Annotated in this window: 16 protein-coding genes; 11 read left to right on the top strand and 5 right to left on the bottom strand. The window is 52.2% G+C overall.

Annotated elements, in window-relative coordinates:
- Positions 1-95 precede the first annotated feature (95 nt).
- From HW115_RS02710 to HW115_RS02680, 7 genes are all read left to right on the top strand, one after another.
- The gene (locus HW115_RS02710) at positions 96-2888 is read left to right on the top strand and encodes a penicillin-binding transpeptidase domain-containing protein (protein ID WP_178931032.1); all 2793 of its coding nucleotides are present in this window, start codon (positions 96-98) and stop codon (positions 2886-2888) included.
- A 62-nt stretch (positions 2889-2950) separates the two neighbouring features.
- The gene (locus HW115_RS02705; RefSeq protein ID WP_227021228.1) at positions 2951-3724 is read left to right on the top strand and encodes a DUF502 domain-containing protein; all 774 of its coding nucleotides are present in this window, start codon (positions 2951-2953) and stop codon (positions 3722-3724) included.
- A 71-nt stretch (positions 3725-3795) separates the two neighbouring features.
- Positions 3796-5958 (top strand): discoidin domain-containing protein, encoded by a 2163-nt coding sequence (locus HW115_RS02700; RefSeq protein WP_178931030.1) that lies wholly within the window; start codon positions 3796-3798, stop codon positions 5956-5958.
- A gap of 106 nt (positions 5959-6064) precedes the next feature.
- Positions 6065-7261 (top strand): thioredoxin family protein, encoded by a 1197-nt coding sequence (locus tag HW115_RS02695; RefSeq protein WP_178931029.1) that lies wholly within the window; start codon positions 6065-6067, stop codon positions 7259-7261.
- 69 nt (positions 7262-7330) lie between these two features.
- Positions 7331-8152 carry a hypothetical protein gene (locus tag HW115_RS02690; protein WP_178931028.1) on the top strand — a complete coding sequence of 274 codons (822 nt, stop codon included), beginning with the start codon at positions 7331-7333 and terminating at the stop codon, positions 8150-8152.
- Positions 8153-8264: 112 nt separating this feature from the next.
- Positions 8265-9110: a hypothetical protein gene (locus HW115_RS02685; protein WP_178931027.1), complete on the top strand. Its 846-nt coding sequence runs from the start codon at positions 8265-8267 to the stop codon at positions 9108-9110.
- A 75-nt stretch (positions 9111-9185) separates the two neighbouring features.
- On the top strand, positions 9186-10205 hold the full coding sequence (locus tag HW115_RS02680) for a ligand-gated ion channel (protein WP_178931026.1): 1020 nt from the start codon (positions 9186-9188) through the stop codon (positions 10203-10205).
- A gap of 6 nt (positions 10206-10211) precedes the next feature.
- Here the strand turns inward: HW115_RS02680 and HW115_RS02675 are convergent, their stop codons facing one another.
- Entirely contained in the window at positions 10212-10700 is a 489-nt protein-coding gene (locus tag HW115_RS02675; protein WP_178931025.1) for a low molecular weight protein-tyrosine-phosphatase, read from the bottom strand.
- Entirely contained in the window at positions 10697-11005 is a 309-nt protein-coding gene (locus HW115_RS02670) for an ArsR/SmtB family transcription factor (protein WP_178931024.1), read from the bottom strand. The genes HW115_RS02675 and HW115_RS02670 overlap by 4 nt, the downstream gene beginning before the upstream one ends.
- A gap of 107 nt (positions 11006-11112) precedes the next feature.
- Here HW115_RS02670 and HW115_RS02665 point away from each other — a divergent pair, with 107 nt between their 5' ends.
- The gene (locus tag HW115_RS02665) at positions 11113-12018 is read left to right on the top strand and encodes a permease (protein WP_178931023.1); all 906 of its coding nucleotides are present in this window, start codon (positions 11113-11115) and stop codon (positions 12016-12018) included.
- A 6-nt stretch (positions 12019-12024) separates the two neighbouring features.
- Here HW115_RS02665 and HW115_RS02660 read toward each other — a convergent pair whose 3' ends face one another.
- On the bottom strand, positions 12025-14916 hold the full coding sequence (locus HW115_RS02660) for a glycosyl hydrolase 115 family protein (RefSeq protein ID WP_178931022.1): 2892 nt from the start codon (positions 14914-14916) through the stop codon (positions 12025-12027).
- Positions 14917-15029: 113 nt separating this feature from the next.
- Between HW115_RS02660 and HW115_RS02655 the strand changes: the two genes are divergently transcribed.
- A complete protein-coding gene (locus tag HW115_RS02655) occupies positions 15030-16625 on the top strand; it encodes a hypothetical protein (protein ID WP_178931021.1) in 1596 nt (531 codons plus the stop codon).
- Between the two features lie 33 nt (positions 16626-16658).
- Here HW115_RS02655 and HW115_RS02650 read toward each other — a convergent pair whose 3' ends face one another.
- Entirely contained in the window at positions 16659-17270 is a 612-nt protein-coding gene (locus HW115_RS02650) for a LutC/YkgG family protein (RefSeq protein ID WP_178931020.1), read from the bottom strand.
- Between the two features lie 306 nt (positions 17271-17576).
- Here HW115_RS02650 and HW115_RS02645 point away from each other — a divergent pair, with 306 nt between their 5' ends.
- Entirely contained in the window at positions 17577-17921 is a 345-nt protein-coding gene (locus HW115_RS02645; RefSeq protein ID WP_178931019.1) for a TraR/DksA family transcriptional regulator, read from the top strand.
- Positions 17922-18091: 170 nt separating this feature from the next.
- Here HW115_RS02645 and HW115_RS02640 read toward each other — a convergent pair whose 3' ends face one another.
- The gene (locus tag HW115_RS02640) at positions 18092-18853 is read right to left on the bottom strand and encodes an outer membrane lipoprotein-sorting protein (RefSeq protein ID WP_178931018.1); all 762 of its coding nucleotides are present in this window, start codon (positions 18851-18853) and stop codon (positions 18092-18094) included.
- A gap of 198 nt (positions 18854-19051) precedes the next feature.
- Between HW115_RS02640 and HW115_RS02635 the strand changes: the two genes are divergently transcribed.
- Complete coding sequence (locus tag HW115_RS02635) at positions 19052-20032, top strand: hypothetical protein (RefSeq protein WP_178931017.1); 981 nt, start codon at positions 19052-19054, stop codon at positions 20030-20032.
- The last annotated feature ends 64 nt before the right edge of the window (positions 20033-20096 follow it).

Below are 20096 nucleotides of genomic sequence, written 5' to 3'. Positions count from 1 at the left end.
GGCATTCCCCTGAGCCATGGAGGTGGACAAAATTCGAGATAGCCTAACGCCCTAAATTGTGGCAACTTCCCTGCGTATTGATGGTTTTACGAGCAATGAAACGAGGAGCAGGCTCGGCATGGACGGGGACGAGTGCCGTGTGCTGGGCTGTGGTGTGCTTACTATTGGTTTGCCATGAGGTGGGCCTTGGTCAGGAAAACTCGAAGCGTGGTTACCGGGATGCTGATCTGCCGCCCGGAGTGACGCGTATCCCACAACGCCCGAAGCCTGAGAAGCCCGCCCAGAGCCCTAAAGCCGCTAAAGCAGATGCCAGCCAGCCAGCATCAGATCAAGCTCAGAAAAGTGAGCCGGTCTCTCCGGGTCCTGATCCTCAAGGGGAACGGAATGCGCAAGATCCTGTAGAGCCACAGCAGGCTGAGATGCCCGCTGTACTAGACAAGAAGACCGTTTCAACAGACCGGACAGTCAATCCGGTTCAAGCTGCATCTACCCAGACTGATGATCAGCCGGCGGCCCTGCCGGAAGCTCAGGTCAACGATCCTGTCCGGGAAAGCGTGCCGATCACTGTTTCTTCGGCGGCGACGGCGGCTTCGGAGCCTGAGCCCGGAACTACGAGCCCTCCGGTGACAGAAGAGCGGAAGCCCGGAAAGAACGCTTCAGCCTTGCCGCCAGGGGTGACTCCCATACCCGCTTCTCCATACGGGGCAGCAAAGAAGGATCAACCAAACCCCGGATCTGAGGCTCTTGAGGCGATGCGCAAGGCTGATGAAGGAATCCTGCGCCCTGGATCCGAACCTCGCAAGGGTGGAGGACTTGAGGGCTCCTTGACCGTGAGGCCGGACGCCCGGACGATGACCCTTTCCATTCCGGCCCCTCGCGGCCAGATTACCGATCGTAATGGTAAGCCCTTTGCCCAGAGTAAGGTGGTTTGGTATCCGGCTTTGATGTTCGGTCAATTTGAGAAAGCTGAGAAAGCGCAGGTCATCGCTTGGGCGAGAAAACGAATTGCCCAAGCCAACGAATTGTTTGGGATCGAGTGGAATATTTCTGATGACCAACTCTGGCATCATTACCGGCATCGGAGGTGGTTGGCGATGCCCGTCACCCATGTCGTGGATGAAAAGAAAAAAAAGGAGGTCGAAAAGTCATTGATGTCCGGGTTGATCCTGCACCCCGTCTATTTGCGAAGCTATCCAGAAAAGCATGCGGCAGCCCATATCATCGGCTATGTGGGTAGTTCCGGAAAACTCGAAAAAGGCCCGATCAATTACGGCGATCCGATCTTTGAATATTCCGAGGGCCGTGCCGGACTTGAAAAAATCTTCGACGATGTATTGAAAGGAAAGCCGGGTTTGTTGCGCAAGGATTATGAGGCGGATGGGACTGAAGTCGTAAAAATGTTTGAGCGTCGCCCCAAACCGGGCGGCACGGTGGTCACCACTCTGGATCTCGATTGGCAAAAATATGCCGAAGAGGTGCTGGAAAAATACTGCTCGCGGGGCGCTTTTGTTGTGATTGATATTCAGACCGGTGAAGTGATGACCATGGCCTCACGCCCCAGTTTTGATTTGAACGATTTCATGCCCTACATCAGCAATGATAAGTATCAGGAACTCAGGGAGGACCCCGGGACCCCGCTTTTTGGCAGGGCCTTTCAAGGGGGGTATCCACCGGCATCGACCTTCAAGCCTGTGGTTGCACTGGCAGCCTTGAACAATCGTGAGGTTTCCGAGCGAAGTTTGATTCATTGCCCTCCTGCGATCAGGATTGGAAAGCATTGGTTCCGTAACTGGACGAAGGTTCCAGAGGGTGACATCGATGTGAAACGTGCGATTGCCAGGTCTTGCAACACCTGGTTCTATCAGGTGGGTATTAAGACTGGGCCGACGGCTTTTCTCTCACTTGCGAGAAAATTGGGTTATGGATCAAAATCCGGCCTGCCATTGGTCGGGGAGACCCCGGGCTTGATCCCAACGAACGAGTGGATGAAAAAACATCACAAACGGCGTATGATGGATGGAGATACCGCGAACCTATCGATCGGGCAGGGAGTGATGCTGGCATCACCTCTGCAAGTCGCCCAAGGAATGGCTGGTATTGCCAACGGCGGGGAACTTCCCAAACTTTGGTTGGTCAAACAGATCCAGGATGTCGGTGGGCGCGTGTTGGTCGCCAATGAGCCGAAACGACGCAATTTTCTCAACCTCGACCCGACGGCTGTCGATGCCGTTCAGGAGGGAATGATGCAGGTTGTGAATGCCGGATACGGTACCGGGCAGCGCGCTGGCCTTAGCTATACGGTGCTTTGTGGTAAGACCGGAACGGCACAGTGGGGACCCAAAAGCCAAAACAAGCGCCTGGCATGGTTTGCTGGTTATTTCCCGTATGAAAATCCACGCTTTGCCTTTGCGGCTCTGTACGAGGGGAAACCCAATGAAAAACTCAGTGGTGGTCGTAAGGCCGCGCCCATGGTGAATGCCTTTTTTGAGCACTTTAAGAAGGATATCCAAATCATCATTGCTCCTCCACCGAAGGCTTTGGTGATCGAAGAAGAGGATGACGAGGGACAGTTTTTGGATATCGAGGGAGCTCCACGCGCTGTGCCTGTAGAGGAAGAAGATGACGGTGGGCTTGACCCTGCGATGGGCCTTCCCGGTGCCGGTTATCGGTCGGATGGTCTGGTTCCCGAACAAACGCCGCTTCGTCCTCTGGTTCCCAGCCCGGTCGTTCCCGTTAATCCCGTTCCACGTGACCCGTGGGTTCGTCCGGACGGACGGGCTCCATCCCGAGCGGTTCCCGTGGAGGAAGACCCGCTTCCAGCACCAGGCCCCCGGGCTTTTCCTGGGCCGGATCGCTCGAACAGGGCCATTCCTGTTGATGAGACCTAGCCATTTTATTCGACCTCTACGGCTAACGAGGGGTTGCAGAATTGTTGGGTTTGGGCCATACTTTGATTGACCTCGAAGTCACGCTCAATCAGCACGCAATGGACCCACTTGACGAAGACGAAATCATCAGGCAGCAGACCCTGAGTCGGCACCCTTTGCTGCGCAAGGTGGTTGGGTTTTTATTACGTGGTTTGGCGGCCGTGATTCCCATTGTAGGAACCATCTGGTTGTTGGTGATCGTCTATAAAGTGCTCATGAGGGTTGGTGATGCCATGCTGGGCATGGCACTCAAGACACTGAATTTGATGCGTAGCGGACCGGATCTGGTGTCGGGGGACTTTGCTTTTCACGGGTCGAATTTTCTACGCTTTCTCATGCCGGTGATTCTGCTGTTGCTGATCGGTTTTGGCGTCGCGAGCAAACCGGGGCATCGACTGCTTCACTGGCTTGACAGTGGCATGCAGCGCTTGCCATATCTGGGTTATATTTATTCGGCATTGAAACAATTTGTTGATGCTGTGCGAGACCTTGGGGGCGACCGAAAATTTAAAAGTGTCGCTTATGTCGAATACCCAAGTCCGGGGTGCCGGATGTTGAGCTTCGTAACTGGCAATTATCATGACCGGCAGACAGGCAAGGATGTGACATCGGTGTTTATTCCGACCAGCCCCAACCCGATGACGGGCTTTGTGATCATTGTCGATGATGACAAGGTGGAGGATAGTGAGATGAGTCTCGAAGAAGCAACCAAGATGGTTTTGTCCGCAGGTTTGGTTGCCCCGGCGTCTTTTGTCGAAAATCCGGATCCGGGATCCAGGGCAAACAAGGAGGATTAAATTTGTCGTGGCGGTGACAGATTTCCTTCGTTGCTTGCGTTTCATGGGGACGAATGAATACTCGGACCCTCATGTCGCTACAGATTTCGAAGCTTAAGATGGCCTCCTTGTTTTGGGGGTGGCTCTTTTCCATGACCTTGCTTACTGCAGCCACAGCCGCTGGGGATACCGCGGCGGGGGCGGCAGATGTTGAAAGGGAGTATCAGCAATTAAAAACCAGCCTCAGGGAGGAATTACAATCAAGGGGGCGAGATCCACTGAGCCAGCAGTTTTTACGCGCCTCGTCCCGGAGTAAGCTGATGCAATTTGCTTTTTTGGATACGTTTACACCTGAGCTTGTGAAACAAACCGGGGCTACGCCGGAGGGAGCGAAGTTTATTGAGCGTTTACGCAAACAAGCATCCTGGCTGGAGATGCTGATGACCTCCGGGCCGATTGAAAAGCCTGCCCTCACTCTGGCTCATTTGGCAAACTTATGGAAACAGGACCCGGAATGCGCGAATCAGAAGGACTTGCAGAGTCTATCGGTGGCGATTGCTCTGGAGTATGGCAGACGGGACTGGCCGCTTGATCAGGCCTGGACGCGCTATGTTTTTTACCGTGATAGCCAGAAACTGGAACTACTGCATCCCATTTATGATGATCTAGAGGCATGGGAGAAACGGTACCTTGCCGGTCACTCGTTGAGTATGCATGGCGGGGCTGCTTCCCAGTTGTGGCTGCGGGATAATGTCAAACTGCCTGCCGAAGGCTACCGGGGAGCGTGTTGGCAGCTGGCCTACCGCTTACACAATGACTTTGGTGACAGCGTGCATGGCTCGATGTATTACTGGCCGTTTCAGGAGAGTTTCGATTCCTTTACGCAGATGACCCGCTTTGTGGGTGGTGTCTGTGGTCGGCTTTCAGGATACGGTGCAGCCGCGGCAGTGGCGAATGGTATTCCGGCCACAACCATGGGTGAACCAGGTCACTGTGCCTACACCGTTCGAGTGGCTCGCGGGAAATGGATGCCCGCCTATTCCTTGAGCTGGAAGCGAGGAGTGCATGTCCGTTTTTACGACAGTGGAAGTTACAACCTCCTTGTATTGACCGAGGATGTGTTTGCAGATCAAAAATCGCTGAAACAAGCCTATGCCCACCTTTGGCAGGCTCGCTTGCTTTCGTCGGCATCCGTAGCGAAGACCCGGGCTGCCTACTTGGCTGCCATCGGAAGCCAGCCAACGCATTATGAAGCCTGGCGGGCCTACGGTGACTGGTTGAATGCGCAAGGCGATGGGAATGAAGCCCATTGGAAAGCCTTTCATCAGGCTGCGATCAAGTCCTACGCATCATACCCTGAGGTTGCCTGGATGCTGATCAGTCGCTATGCCTATCCCAAGCTGCTACCAGGGCTCAAAACCGAGGAAAAGATTCGCTTGCTTGGTGAGTTTCACCGGTCGATTTCTGATTGGGGGCCGAACCGTTGGGATTTCGAACGTGTGCTTGCCCAGCAGCTCAAGCATATTGGCTCGGACAGCAAGGATCATTTTACTTTTTTCCAAGGTCTCTTGCAGCAGCATAAGGACTCAGCCACCTTTGCCGGACCTACGCTGGGGTGGGGGCAGGCGCATTTTAATAAGTCGATCGAACAGCGGAAGCAGTTTATCTCGATTGCCACGCGAACGATGAGCCGTGGCACGGGGGAAGACGGCGAGAAAGCCCTCTACGGCATGGCGAACCGCTTGGTTCTCGATGCGCAAAAACAAAATGATGCCGCCAGCTTCCAATTAGCCGGTGCGATGCTCAAGGAGCTGCAGAAGTCATCGAAACGTGACAAGGCGGCATTTCCCGGTGAGTTGTTATCGGATGGAGCCATGGTGCGGACGAGTGGCACCAGCCGCTACGATACTCCGTGGAAACATTACTTTCTTCCCAGTCGTCAGCCTGGATATTTTCATACCGGGCGTCAGAAGGACCCTTGGGTTGAGATTGCGATGAAGCAATTTGGGGAAATTCGCGGCATTGAGGTGGTGAACTGGACCCGTTTTCATAGTCGGGCGGTTCCTCTGAAAGTGGAAGTTTCCGAAGATGGCAAAACCTGGCAGACCGTTGAATTGCTCAACAAGGCTCAGGCGGTTTGGAAGATTGATTTAAAGGGGAAAAATATCCGGGGGCGCTATCTCCGCTTAACCAAACAAGGGAGCGATTTTCTCCATCTCAACAACGTGAGGGTCTATGGCCAAAGAAGAAGTTAGAATGGTTTTGAACACCAGACCCCAATCCGTTTGTCGACCTCATTGTAATCAGATTATGAAACACTCTTTGACGTTTTTATTGCTATGCTGTGTAGGGATGTTCCTTATGCCGATCTCCCTTTCAGCTGCTCCCACGTCCGCCGACAATTGGCCGGAAGCCCTTAAGCTGGCCAAGCAGCAGAAGAAGGATATTGTGTTGTTTGTCCACGGCAGCAACTGGAACCGGCTGGGGGAAAAATTTAAAACAAAAATCTGGGACCAGACTGATTTTAAATCCGAGTTGGCTGATGCTGTGATTAGCTGCCGCGTGGATTATCGTGAAGGTCTGGATGAGGATGAGAAAAAGGCATTCAATGAGAGCATCAAGGGGCTGAAACTGAAATTCAGGTCATACCCGGTGCTGGCGCTTTATGATCCGGAGGGAAGGATGATTGCCCAGTGGTGTGGTTCGGACTTCCCTTTGATGGCATCCCAGGCGCTTGGCTTGATCGAGAAGGGGATTCAGCAGCGGGCCCAGCGTGATGCTCTGATTGCGCAAGCCTCTAGCCAGCAAGGGATCGAGAAAGCGGAATCACTCTATGATGCCATTCAAACTGGCACGGGAATGCGTGCGGAATTGCTGAAACTCATGCGTGAAGCGGACCCCAATGATCAATCGGGTTTGATTAAAATACTTGAATTGAATGGGCGGAAAACAATGGGCCGAGCCAATCAATTGATCGGCGAAAAGAAATATGAAGAAGCACTGCAATGGCTCGACGAACAGGCACAGATCTCTAAGTTGAGCGCGGAACAAAAGCAGTGGATTTTGGCGGCCAAAGGCAATGTCTACCGCCGCTGGGGGAACCACTTGCCCGAGATGGAAAGAGAGTTGATGGCCGCTTACGCATTGGACAAAGAGAGCCCGATGGGTAAGGCTAGCTATCGTTTGGCCAAACGCTTTGCCGGACCCGTTTCGCTCGACTATGGCTGGGATTCCAGACATTGCAGTGATACGCCTGTGACTTGGAAAATTGATGTCGGCGATCGCTTCAAGCAGCCGGGGACCTATGAAGTCAAACTACAATACAAGCGGGGGAAGTCCGCCTTGAGTATTGATTCGGTTTCCTTGTACCAGGGGGGGGCACTTGTGGTCGAAGACCGTCACCGTGGAAGCACCGGGCACCAATCGAAAAATAACACCTATCTCATCCGACTGGATCAGCCGGTGAGCAAGGGAGAGTTGCACATTGTGTGCTCAACCGACTCTAGTAAAAACTCCCAGGGCGTGATCGAGGTGAAGGCCCGTTCCTCGGAAAATTGATAGAGAGGTTCGCAACCTGCGATTATGCCCTTGGAGGGATCGCAGGTTTATGTCAATTTACCGCTCAGTATGAGTGCTGATCATCAGATGCCGCGAACAGGTTTTCGCAAAAAAATGGCTTGCTGGGTCCCTGTGCTGACCGTCTTTTTGATGGTGAATGTCGTGGTTGGGTTTGTTGTTATACCCATCGTTTATGGTTTTTTCGGAGGCAATCTACGCTGGAAGGTTGACCTTGCGACAGCGACGCACAATGCCAAGCAACTGCATCTTGCCTTGTTTGAGTTCGACCAGGATTATGGATTTTTTCCTGGAGATCAAACTGCAGAGATGGATGAGAAATTTAGCGAATGTGTAGGCGATTACTCGAATGATTACCTGAAGCAGCTTTTTGTGAATGGAAATGTCACATTGGAAGAAAATTTTTATGCTAGGGGGGGGAGCAAGGGCCAGTATCAACCTGATGGGGATGTTTCCACCTTGGATCGAACGCTTCAAGCTGGTGAATGTGGTTTTGCCTATGTCAAAAACATGAATACTTCACATGATCGCTCTACGCCCCTCTTATTGGCTGCTATGTATGGTGATGGCTATAAATTCAATACCGACGTGTATAGCAGGAAAGCGATGACGATTAGAATCGATGGTTCGGTGAAACATTATGCTCTGGATGATAATTATGAAGTGGTCGCTTCAGAAAAAAATAATTTGTTCGGCCCAAATACAGACTTCAATCCGGATCATCTTTGTTATGCCAAGTATCCCTACGCCTACAAGCCAAGCATATCAAAGTGGATAAAACGTTTTTTATTCACTGATGCTGGCTTGATCATACTTATGTTGTTTATTTCCATTCCTCCTGCGATTTTGGCTTACAGGAGTAGTTGTCAATGAGGGGGGAGGGACTCGATTTGCAGAATAAAATATTCGAGTGATTTCGGAGACTTCGAAGTGTGATGGAATCGTCTTGGAGCGATGTTATTGTTGTGTTAGTTCACAAGATAGTATGAAAGCTCGAGATGATGTTCCCCGCAGAGGCTTTCGAAAAAAGACAGCTCGCTGGATGTTTGCGCTTGGAGTCTTTTTGATGGTGAATGTCGTGGTGGCGTTTTTGATGGGGCCAATGGTTGTAAGGAGTATGAGAAAATCGGGCCTGGCAACCGCAGCCCACAATTCGAAACAACTTCACCTTGCCTTGTTTGAATTTGATCAGGATTATGGTTTTTTTCCTGGAGATCAAGCTGCTGAGATGGAGGATGGCTACCCCCAGCACAGAGGTGAATATTCCAACGACTATTTCAAACAGCTCTTTGAGAATGGCAACATCACCTCCGAGGAAAACTTTTATGCCAGAGGAGGGAGTAGGGATCAGCGTCAACCTGATGGTGATGTCTCAAGCATGGATCGGGCAATCGAAGCCGGCGAGTGTGGGTTTGCCTATGTCAAAAATATGGACACTTCCAGTTATGACCCGTCCACGCCTCTTTTGTTAGCTTCAATGTATGGCGATGGCTATAAGTTCAATACCGATGTGTATCGTGGCCGGGCGATGGTTTTGAGTATTGACGGCTCAGTGAAGCAGTATGCTTTGAATGATGATCATGAGGCTCTGGCTGATGATGGGAGTGAACTTTTCGGGGATCGGAAAAATATGACCTGGGGTAAGACCGGTTTTGATCCGGATCACTTGTGTTATGCCAAGTATCCGTATTCGTTTAAGCCGAGTTCCACACGATGGTTGGAGCTATTTTTTGGACAGTATTTTGGGGTGCTGGCCATGGTGTTGGTCGTTTCCTTTGCGGTGTCGATCTTTGCATTTGCCTTGACGAGGAAGTGGGTTGAAACGCCGTAACTGGAAGGATACCAAATCCTGACTTGACCTTGCCTGAAGGCGGCCTGAGAGTGAGTTCCTACTTGTTGATACTCTATGAATGATTCTAAACTAACTGGATCGAACCAGCGTCTGCGATGTCCCATCGGCATGGTCGTTAGCGTCCTCGCTCTCTGGCTGTCGTCGATGGCCATGGCGGAAGATCTCAATATGAAAGCTCCTGCGGAGTCCGTTGAGGTAAAGGTGGGGGCTTACATGATCGATCTCATCAAGATCGACGGAGCTGAGCAGATGTTTAATGCGGACATTGCGGTCCGGATTGAGTGGAATGACCCCCGCCTGGCGGATGCTTCGGCACCGAAGGTGAGGAAGATGTCATTTGATGATATTTGGCATCCTCGTTTAGGCATTGCGAATTACCGGGACGTCAAAACGCTGCTGCCCAAACTTGCCGAAGTTTCTCAGGATGGCACGGTATTGCACCGGCAGCGGATTACGGGAGATTTTACTACCCGGATGGATTTGCGTAATTTCCCTCTGGATGAACAATCGCTCGGGGTGCAAATCGTCTCTCAAGGATACTCTCCCGATGAGGTGGTTTTTGTCGTGAATGAGAAATTTACCGGGAGGCCTGAGCGTTTGACGATCTCAGACTGGGAAATCGGGGATGTTCGGGTTTTACTGGATCCCTACGAGATTCCCAGGCTTGGAGATGTTGCAGGAGTTCGGCTCGGCTTTGATGCCGACCGGCATGTCAACTATTACGTCGCGACCATTCTTGTTTCCGCCATCATCATCGTGTGTATGGCATGGATGGTTTTTTGGATGCCACCCGAGGCGATCAACCCGCGTATCAGTATCTCTGTCACCTCCATGCTCACCTTGATCGCCCACCGCTTTGTGGTTGGTCGGGAACTGCCCCGCTTATCTTATCTGACGAAAATGGACATGTTGTTGCTCGGCGCAACCGTGATGGTTTTGTTGGGCTTGATCGGGGTGGTGACCGTTGCCCGGGTTTCGGCTCGGGGGCGTCCTGAGATGGGGTTAAAACTAAATGGCATTTTCCGCTGGATTTACCCCATCGTTTTTTGCGTTATTCTGGCTTTGTTGAGCTAGAGGACCCTATCCCTGATTCCGGACGTATTCGAGCAGGGCTCGGCTGCCATCTTCAAGGATGTCAGCAACAAATTCAAAGCCCTCGTTTCCTCCATAATAGGGGTCCGGGACTTCTTTGATGCGGTGTTCTTCCTGCCGGCAGAATGAGGTGAAGCGCTTGACCTTGTCTCGAAACTTGCCTTCCGGGTCAAGTTTGGTGACGTTGTGATAGTTCTCTTCGTCCATTGTCAGAATGAGATCGAAATCGATGAAATCCTGAGCGGTGAAGTGTCGGGCTGATCCCTCGCTGGCGATCCCCCGGCTTTTCAATGTCTGACACATACGACGGTCCGGTTGATGGCCAACATGATAATCAATGGTTCCCGCCGAGTCGATCAGGATGGAGTCCTCCAGACCGGCCTGCTGAACTTGGTGGCGAAAAATATTCTCACCAGCAGGGGATCGGCAAATATTTCCCATACAGACAAAGAGAACGCGATAGGGTGGTGGTGTCATGGTGCTTCAGTGGTTGTGGGCTCGTCGCTGCAGCATTCGTCCTGCAGGTAGTGGATGACCGATTCAAGCTGATCGTAGGCCGCGACACAATACAAGGTTCGGCCTTCACGTCGTTGGGAGACGAGGGTTGCCGATACCAGTCCGGCAATGTGATGCGACAGCGTTGATCCAGGAACTTGTAATTGCTGCTGGATTTCTCCTACCGGCATGCCTTGTCGCCCGGCTTTGACCACCCGCTTGAATATCGCCAGACGGGTAGGATGTCCGAGTTCCTTGAAGGCTTTGGCTACTTGTTCCAGCTGCATGATACCGTCATTCTAAACTTATATTTCGATATTACCAGAAATATCTATTGACTGGGTAGGGGTGGGTGATATATTTCGACACATCTAGAAATATAAAACGATATAGCATGATGAATATAACATGGGAAATGATGGAATCGGCGCTTGGGATGTTTATCTTTCTCGCCCTGGAGCTGACGGTCTTATTTTTGTTGATCAGCTACTTGGTGGGCTTGGCGCAGGAGTGGATGACGCCGGAGAAGGTGCAGCGGGTATTGGCGAGTCGGCATGGCAGGGGCTATCTGTTGGCAGCATTGATGGGGGCGTTGACTCCATTTTGTTCATGTTCGACGATTCCCTTTCTCAAGGGCTTGTTGAGAGCTCGTGCAGGTTTTGGCGTGATGATGGTGTTTTTATTGGCGAGCCCTTTGTTGAACCCGGTAATCATTGGTTTGTTTGTGGTGACCTTTGGTTGGAAAGTTAGTGCCTTGTATTTTGTTGTGGCCATGAGTGTCTCGGTTCTCGGAGGCTACCTCCTGGAGCGGTTGGGGTTTGAAAAGCATGTCAAAGCCAGCGCCTGGATGGATGGAGGCGGTGGGACGTGTTGCGTTTTCGGAGAGTCCGTGAGTCGTTGGCGAAAGGCCTGGGTGAGCACCTGGTCCGATTTCAAATCGGTGCTGCCTTACCTCATGGTGGGGGTTTCTCTCGGGGCATTGATTTACGGTTTTTTGCCATCGGAGTGGATCGCAAGCGTCGCAGGCGACCACAATCCATGGGCCGTGCCCGTAGCTGCAGTGATCGGGATCCCGTTATACATCCGGGCCGAGGCGGTCATCCCTCTCAGTGTGGCTCTGGTGGCCAAAGGCATGAGCCTGGGGCCGGTGATGGCCTTGATTATTGGCAGTGCCGGGGCCAGCCTGACTGAGGTGATTCTCTTGAAGGCATTATTCAAGACTCCACTTATTGTGGCCTTTCTCGTGGTGATTCTCAGTATGGCGATGGGTGCCGGCTATCTTTACATGCTCTTGTTTTGACGGGGATCACTCGACACGGAGTTCTTGTAAAACAAGGCCTGGGTCGAGCAGGTAAATGCGAACCACGAGCGGGGTGGCATCCTTTTTTGAGATTTCCAGACGGCGGCTGGTGTAGCCATGGATGACGTTGTGTTGCCACTCAGAGCTAAACTCTTCGGCCTGGACATCAAAGACGTTGGCTGGAGCTCCATCGACTGATACCGCGTAGCGCACGCCCCTGCCTTCGTGGATGCGTTGGTTGGGTAGAGTGCGTATGACCAGATGCGTGGCCTCTTTGCTCCATGGGAACGAGTATTCAACCCATGCCGCGTCCACGAGTTGGCTGTCATTGAGCGAGGGCGCAGTAAAAGGCATGCAGGCAACCCCGCTGCCTGATCCCAGGTCCGGAAGTTTGCTGATGCTGGAGTGTTTTCCTTTTCCTTGTTTGGTGAAATCTCCGGCGGAAACGGTGAACCGTGGTGAGGCAGGGACGGGCTGCACCATGCTGATCTGGATGTCAGAAATCTGAATCAAGGGATCGGATAGATGAAATTCGATCTGGTTCTCACCTTTACGAATGCTGACATCACCGAGCTTGCACCAGGTTGGCGGGGTGATGGCTGTATGCCAGCGGTTTCCATGTGGGTGGAGTTCGCCGCTGAATGGTTTGCCATTGAGTGTTCCCGTGATCGTGGGAACGGGTGGGGCTGACTTTGCGTAGGACCATTTGCTGTAGGTTGGCATGGTGGTTCTGACCCAGAGCGCATTGTTACCTGCTCGACTGGAGGTGAAGGGGATGCTGACCCGGCCTCCTGCTGCCGTTCCCGAGAGGGTCTCCTTGTTGTATCGGACGTTCTGGTTGGGTCGAGCCTCAGCGAGGTTGAGGCGGATGTTCGGAGTACTGGTTTCGATTTGCTTGCAGAGTTCCGGGGTGGCGGTATCGGGTTTGACCCGGTGGAACCGTGGCCACCAGCTCATCATCTTCTCCCATTTTCCCTGACCTCCAGCGGCATTGTACCGGGCGGTGATGCTGTCGAGTTGGCGGGTGGCCGCTTGTGATTGTTTGGCATCGTCCAGTGCTTGTTTGGCATCACCGCGGGAGGCTTTGAGTAAACTGAGCCGTGCCATCAGCATGTGTTCGTTTTGCCAGCGGCAGCCTTGCACCGGGTAAAGGATCAGATGGTCGTAGGCGCTTTGATAGCTTTTCGGCAGTGATGCCGCGATGGCTTCGGCTTTGTCTCCAAGCTTCCGGTAATCCCGGAGGCGTTGTTCGATTTCTTGTTCGCTGAATTCGAGTCGATAGACGTGCTCTGGTTTGCCGGTTGCTGCAAGTCGGTAAAACTCCTGCATCACATCGGCAATCTCTTCTGCGTGTGCGGCTCCAAATGTTTCTCCTGCCCAGCTGCGGATAAACCGGTTGGCCTTTTCAGGTGTCCAGCTGTTGATGTCCCATGCCAGATCCATGGCAAAGGTGAGCTCTTTTTCGGCCGGTTTGATATCACCAACGTTGATCACCCAGATTCGGTCGGCTCCATAGGCGTGGGCCTTACTCAGCTCGTAGGCCATCAGGGTGGGGGAGATGGTGCTGAGCCAGAGGTAGCCGTCGGGAGTTCCTAACAAGGATAAGTGGTAATAGATACCGGAGCCTCCGCTGCGTTTTTGTTCTTCGGGTGTGCTGAGTTGGCGGGTGTAGCCGTGGTTATCATCTGCCCAGAGCAGGGTGATGTCATCCGGGACCTTGAGTCCGTGTTGATAGATCTCGAGCACTTCTTTATAGGTGCAGAGGATTTGAGGGACCTTGCTTGGATCGTGATCGATGTGGTCGGAGATGATTTTTCGTTGGTCTTTCAGGGCTTGTTGGGTGATGCCGACCATTTCGCCAATACCGCTGGTGCCTTCCATTTCGGTGTCACCGGTTCCTCTCAGCCCGACGGTGTAGGTGTTTTCGTATTGTTTATTGGTTTTGATCCGGTCTTCCCAATATTGATAGATTCGGTTGCGGTTGGTTTTATAATTCCATGGCCCCATGCTTTCTTCTCGCCACTCGGTGATGTTATTGCGCAGCATTTGTTCGCAATGGGAGGTTCCCATAACGATGGCATAATCATCGGCGATGCGGGCATTTTGTGGGTTCATGTTGAATGCCTTGGACGGACCGTGCATGGCAGGCCAGCAGTAGTTGGCCTTGAGTCGAAGCAAAAGCTCAAAGACTTTGGCATAGGTTTTGGGGCCGATTCTGCCTTCCTCGGGTTCATAGTTTTCTTTTGCCCAGAGGTGCAGGCTTTCCGGTCCCATGGCTTCATCGTTGATAAACAGACCACGGTATTGCACGGAAGGGGAGCCTTCACGGTAGTGCTTAGCCGTGATGTGCAGTTGGGACTTTGTTGCCGGAGGAACATCGGCCCACCAACAGAGAGGGGAAACTCCGATGTGTTTACTCAGAGTGAAGACGCCGAAGGCCGTTCCCCTGCGGTCGGCTCCGGCAATGATGAGCTGATGGTCTATCTGGGTGATGAGAAATGACTCCCATTGGCCTTTGATGGATTCGGCATTGAGTTTCCCCGTTTTGACGAGTTGGTCAATGGCGCGGCTCTTGCCGAGGGTTCCGATCAGGATGCTTGGATTGGAATCCTTCGATTCTTCTGTGGTGATTTTTGGGACCGCCCCCGTGACGGCCTGAACGTCTTTCGAAAAAAGTTTGGCGGCAATGGATACCACCTTGGCGTCCGCTTGGTCGTAGTGAATCACAGCGGCCTTTTGCTGCGCATCAACAAGAGGGAAGCTTCCCTTGGATGGACTATTTTGGACCTTGAGTGGACTCCCTGTTTTGGTCGGGGGGATGGATTCCTGGGGCTCGGCATGGCTGAGCTGGAAGACGACGTGGAGAACGAGGATGGTGATGCTGGTGAGGACTCGCATAGTGTGTTGAAGTTAATTTTCATTATTCGGGGTCGATTTTCTTTTTCAAGCGGGGATTCTTACAGGCGAAAAGGTATTCTTGGCAAGTTGAGTGCATGCTGTAGAATACGCACATGCTGGTAAAGATTCTGAGCTTGGGTGTTGTGATGGCGGTGCTGCCTGTGCTCGTCTTTGCCGAAACCAATCAAAAAACGCAAGCCAAGCCGCTGTCCTCAAAATCCCTGAAAGCGGATGTGTATGTGTTGATTGATGATGGGGATCTTGCTGGCAACGAGGCTACGAGGGCTCGTCCCTACTGGATGGTTCCCGGGCAGGTGACGAATGTTGCGGCCTTACTGTATGGCAGGACGCCATTGGAGTGTGGGCTTGTTTCCGATACCGACTGGAGAAGGAAGCCCGTGTTGATGGTTAGCCTTGCCGATCAATTTAAAGAGAGCGGTTATCATGCGTTGTTTCTTGGGGACTGGGGTATGGGGCTGCAAGCTCCCTATGACCCTGCAGGTCGAGGTTTTGATTCCTTTTGGCTTGGGGTGGATGAAGGGGAACGGCATCTGGATGAGGTTGAAAGCGCGGGAAGTCAATCCATCGATTCTGTGATTCAGTCGCTTCCGAAGGATCGGCCATGTTTCTGTATCATCCGGCAGGGGAGGTCGAGCAAAGCGGGGAAGGCGATGGTGGATGCCTTACTTGCCGCCAGATCCGGCCACGTCGGCGTATTGTGTAAGGTGACTCGTAAAGGATTCGAGTTCTCTGTGCTCGGTGGTGGGGAAATGAAGTTACCCAAGCTTTCAGCTCGCGCTGTTTGGGAGCTTGCTCCCGAATTGTTATCCATCGCGGTTGGCACCGGGAAGGTGGAAAAAAAAGCACACCTGTTCTATCATCAGGGAGCTTGGCCCTTGACTGATTCTCCGGAGAAGTATCGGCACAAAGGCTCTGTCGTATTGGGCGAGCACTTTGCTTTGGTGGATGGCCTAAATTTGTTTGCGGTGAACGAGGGGATGTCGATCGACAAAGATCGTGCTTTGGATTTAGGTGAACACGCAGATGCGCATCAACAACTTTTAAGGGCCCACAGTCAGTGGTGGCAAGTGGCCCGTAGGGCAATCAACGATCCTCGGCCCTTTGATGTGGGGGGGGGAGGCAATCATGCGGTCACCCGGCTCACAGCCATGGACTGGCGTCCTAGCAGAATTGTACACGCTGATGGTTCGGCCTTGGCATCGGAGCCCATGGTTGCGTTGGCCAAGCTGACCGCCATTATCCGGGGGCTCCATGAGCATGAATCATACAAACAATCGTTCCCCGCATATTCCGGATCATGGTCATTGAATATCAAACGTCCCGGAAGGTATAAACTAACGGCCCGGTTGCTGCCTGCCTCCGTGTTGTCTGAGAAGGATCGAGGTTTGGCCAAATTGTTGGGAGGGCGGGCTCATTTCAAGTTGGGTCAAAATGAAGTTCAGCTCCGAATCCAGCAGGGGGCCGAAGCTGTTTCGGTCCTGATTGATGCGGATGCCGGCATCACGGATCTCGAGTGTTGGTTCACCGGGCAGTTATCTCTGGAGCGTGAACTCGGAGCGTTTTTTGTCGAAGTCGAACGGATGGGAGATAAGAAGTTCAATATCGAAGCCAAGGAGGCCTCCGGTTCGTTGCCTTCCGGTAAAGCTCCAACAGAGGAATCGGAGAACGCGTCTCAAGAAAACCCTTGAGACGCCTGCCGGGTGGGTTTGTTGGTTGGCTCTTTAGTCCAGCATCAGGGCGATTTCTTCGCCCGGGCCGTGGACACCTTCAATGAGAATGCCTTCGACGTCGGCTGTCTTTGAGGGGCCGGTGGCCCAGATGATATTTGGGCTATTGCCAAATGAGGCAATGGCATCGGGGATGGTACGCAGGATTTCAGAACGCTTCATGACTCCGACGTGGACCCATGGGCTGAGTGCTGCCAAGCGGTCGGATGTTTGTTCGTCATTGAGAATGAGGGTGCCACTTTCCGCGATGGCTCCGGTTGCCCGGGTGATGCCAAATGCATAATCGTCATAACGGCTTCGGTCGTATTCGGTTTCAACGTTCAGCCCTGCTTCAACCAGTTTGGACCCGATTGAGTCCATGAGCGAGGGATCACAGTATCCGTGGGATTGATTTTGCTCCTTGAGCAAGGCGATGAGTTCGTCGACCGACTGCATCGGTTTGCCGTTTACCGCTGAAAAGTTGCGACTGAATATTTGCCAGAGATCCTCACCTTCAAGTTTGGGAGGGGAGTGCACAATGGCAGGGTCGTAATCTGGCAGCGGCGTGGTTGGGGAATGCTTGGCTATTGCATTTTTGATGTTGGAAAAAATGGCGTCTCGGCTCATGGCAGTGATTTTCAAACTAGGGGGATCGAGGTGCCTTGCCAAGCCTCGGTTTGTATTTTCCTTATCTCTTTTAAATAGATGGAGCTGGGCGAATGAGTGAAAAGCTGATGAATGTGGAAACGGAGAGTGAATGGGACCGATTCTCTGTGGTGGCCGACTTTACCTTGATTTTTCAAGGTTGAGATCGCTTGGGAAGCTCTGATATCTAGGAAGGATGAGCAATAATTGCATGCTGGTAAACCGAATATGCGTGGCAAAAGTGAAATATTATCGTATTGTTTCTCTGTTAAACATCCCTACGGAACGATGACCGAAAGTGAAACAAAAGAACTGAGAGAGGCTTTGGAGCTACAGCGTCAGCATGTGCTCAAAGATGTAAACCGTCATGGTATTATGAATGGTGTGGGTGCCGGCGTGATTGCCGATGAGACTGAGCGTGCAGAAAAGATCGCAGATGCAGCGGTGGAGCACCAGTTGGGGTATTCTGAAAGTAAGTTACTCGAGAAGATTGAGTATGCATTGGATCGTCTCGAAGAGGGGAACTATGGCATTTGTGATGGCTGTGGAAAGCAGATCAATATCGAACGTCTCAAGGCCAAACCTTCGGTGTCGCTTTGCATCGAGTGCCAGAGTGCCAAGGAGCAGGGGTAAAATTTGTTGTTTGAGGGTTAGGTGCTGAAGTTTGATCAGCGCCCAACCTAAAAATTGCCAGCCTCGTGAGGGGCTGGCAATTTTTTTGCAGGATGGGTTTGTATGAGCGAGTAGAGTAATACGATTCGACCAAAAGAACGGCGGAAATGGTATAACTCGAAGAACTGGGGTTATCGCTTGGGTGGGCCTCCGAGTCCTTTGCGTGCCGCAGGCTTGGGTTCTTTAAATTCGAGGTAGGAGATACCAGTCACCTTGCCCGTGGTCGGGTTATAGGTTTCCACATTCATTTTTTTCAGGGTCTTTCCCTTTCCTCCGTCCACATCCATCAAGTCGGTGACGTGGAATTTTTTAAGGATTTTTCCCTTTTTATCGTAGCCAACAACTTGCATCAGCGCGTTGTATTTTTGGTGCACCCAGATGTAGACGATATCGTAGCGGCCTCCTGAACCTGGGTTTTCCAGCCGGATTTTATGGCAGGGCTGAAGTTTGATTTTTTGTTGTCCTACGATTTTCGGGTTCGGCCAGTAGAGGAAGCGGAATGCCAGATCCTCGTAGGTGAGGTCGGAGTTCATGATCGGCTGGCCAAGTTTCTCCTTGGGAAAGGCCACATTTTTCCCATTGCGGATTTGAAACAGGTCGAATTGGTTCTGTTTCAATCGCATGTGGTAAACCTGCCAGACTTTGTTCTCCTGATACTGGAACTGAATGTTTTCTCCGCGTAAAAACAGCCCGATCGGTGTGCGTTTGCCCTTCTTACGCAGATGTCCATTGAGGTCGTTGTTTTGCAAGGTGCTTGCCAGTCTGACACCTTTGACAATGCGTTCGGCCTGAATCGCCGCTTTGATATCATCAGCAGCCTCCACACAGGGTGTCAGGCTGAGAGGCAAGACGCAGGCAAGCGTCATCAGTGAGAGGGTAAAATATCGCTTCATGCTGGAAAAATAACACATCATTGCTTGATAGACGACAAGCTTAAAAAAGTTATTCACAAAATGTGGCTTTTTTTCAGTATTTTAAAAAGAATGCTTGAGGCAATCGGGTGCTATGGATTGGATGGGGGCAGGAGCCACCTAACTTCTTAAGGAACTCCTGAGGATTCATCCTGACACCCTGCCAATTATACGCCGACAATGAGCCTACGCAAGCAACTGACTGATGCACTACCCGACTACCTTCCTGCGAATCCCCAGGAGGCAATCAAAGGGACCGAATTGATTCGACTGATTCGCTTGAAACTCGATGGTAACTATTCGGATGCTTCCTTGCGCTATCATTTTTCGATCATGTCCTGTGATCCGACCTCTCCGATTGCGAAGGTGGAAAAGGGGCAGGGGTATTATCGGCGGACCGCCCCGATACCGGCGCTTTCAACGGCGCAGGAATTGTTTTCCCAGTATCAAGGGCGCCTGGATGATATCCAAAATGATCAAGGCGAGGTGGATCATGCGATGATGCGGATTCGCAAGTTCCGTGCGATCGTCAACAAGTGGTGTGACGTCAACGGGCGCTTTCCTTTTGCTTTCCGTGAGCCATTTAAGGCGGACGCTCCGATTGGCAACTTGTGGAAGTTTCCTGAAATGTTACTCGTCGACTGGGAGAGTGGTGACGGAGATGAAGAAGCGGTTCCCTTGTTGAAACTCAAATCCCAACTTGGCTTACCTCCATTTCGTCTGCATGCCGCTCGTCTGAGGATCTTACCGTCCCATGATACCTATCGTGAGGATTTTTTCCAGACCTTGAGTGCTTCGGTTTGGGCTCAGGGAGGTGAGTTGGTGTATGCGGCTCCGATTGAGGATGAGGCCCTGGCCGAGGGCATCCGCCGCCTGAGCACAAGCTTTGGTATTGGGGTGACTACTTTTGGTTTGACCGCTGAAATTCTGGATGAACTCCCGAGACCTGCGAATATCCTGAATGCACATCCCCGTGAGACAGAAGCTCTGATGGAAAAATTGGATGTGACCCGCGTGGCGGCAGCGAAGTCTCGGCCCCATATCGACTGGGCTGCCTTGGAGGCGGTTCGGGGTGATAGTGCCGAAGTGGGAACCCTGCTTGAGTGGCTGTCAGCCAGCACAGAGGCCGGGCGTGTGATCCCTCTTGATGACGGGGAGTAGCTGGAGCCCTGATCAGGATGGCACTGCCACAGCTTGAAAAATAGCTTAGGCTGGGTGGACAAAA

This window comes from Oceaniferula marina (assembly GCF_013391475.1).
Lineage (GTDB): Bacteria > Verrucomicrobiota > Verrucomicrobiia > Verrucomicrobiales > Akkermansiaceae > Oceaniferula > Oceaniferula marina.
Note: the sequence above shows the minus strand (reverse complement) of the source record. Positions and strands in the feature narration are given on the sequence as shown.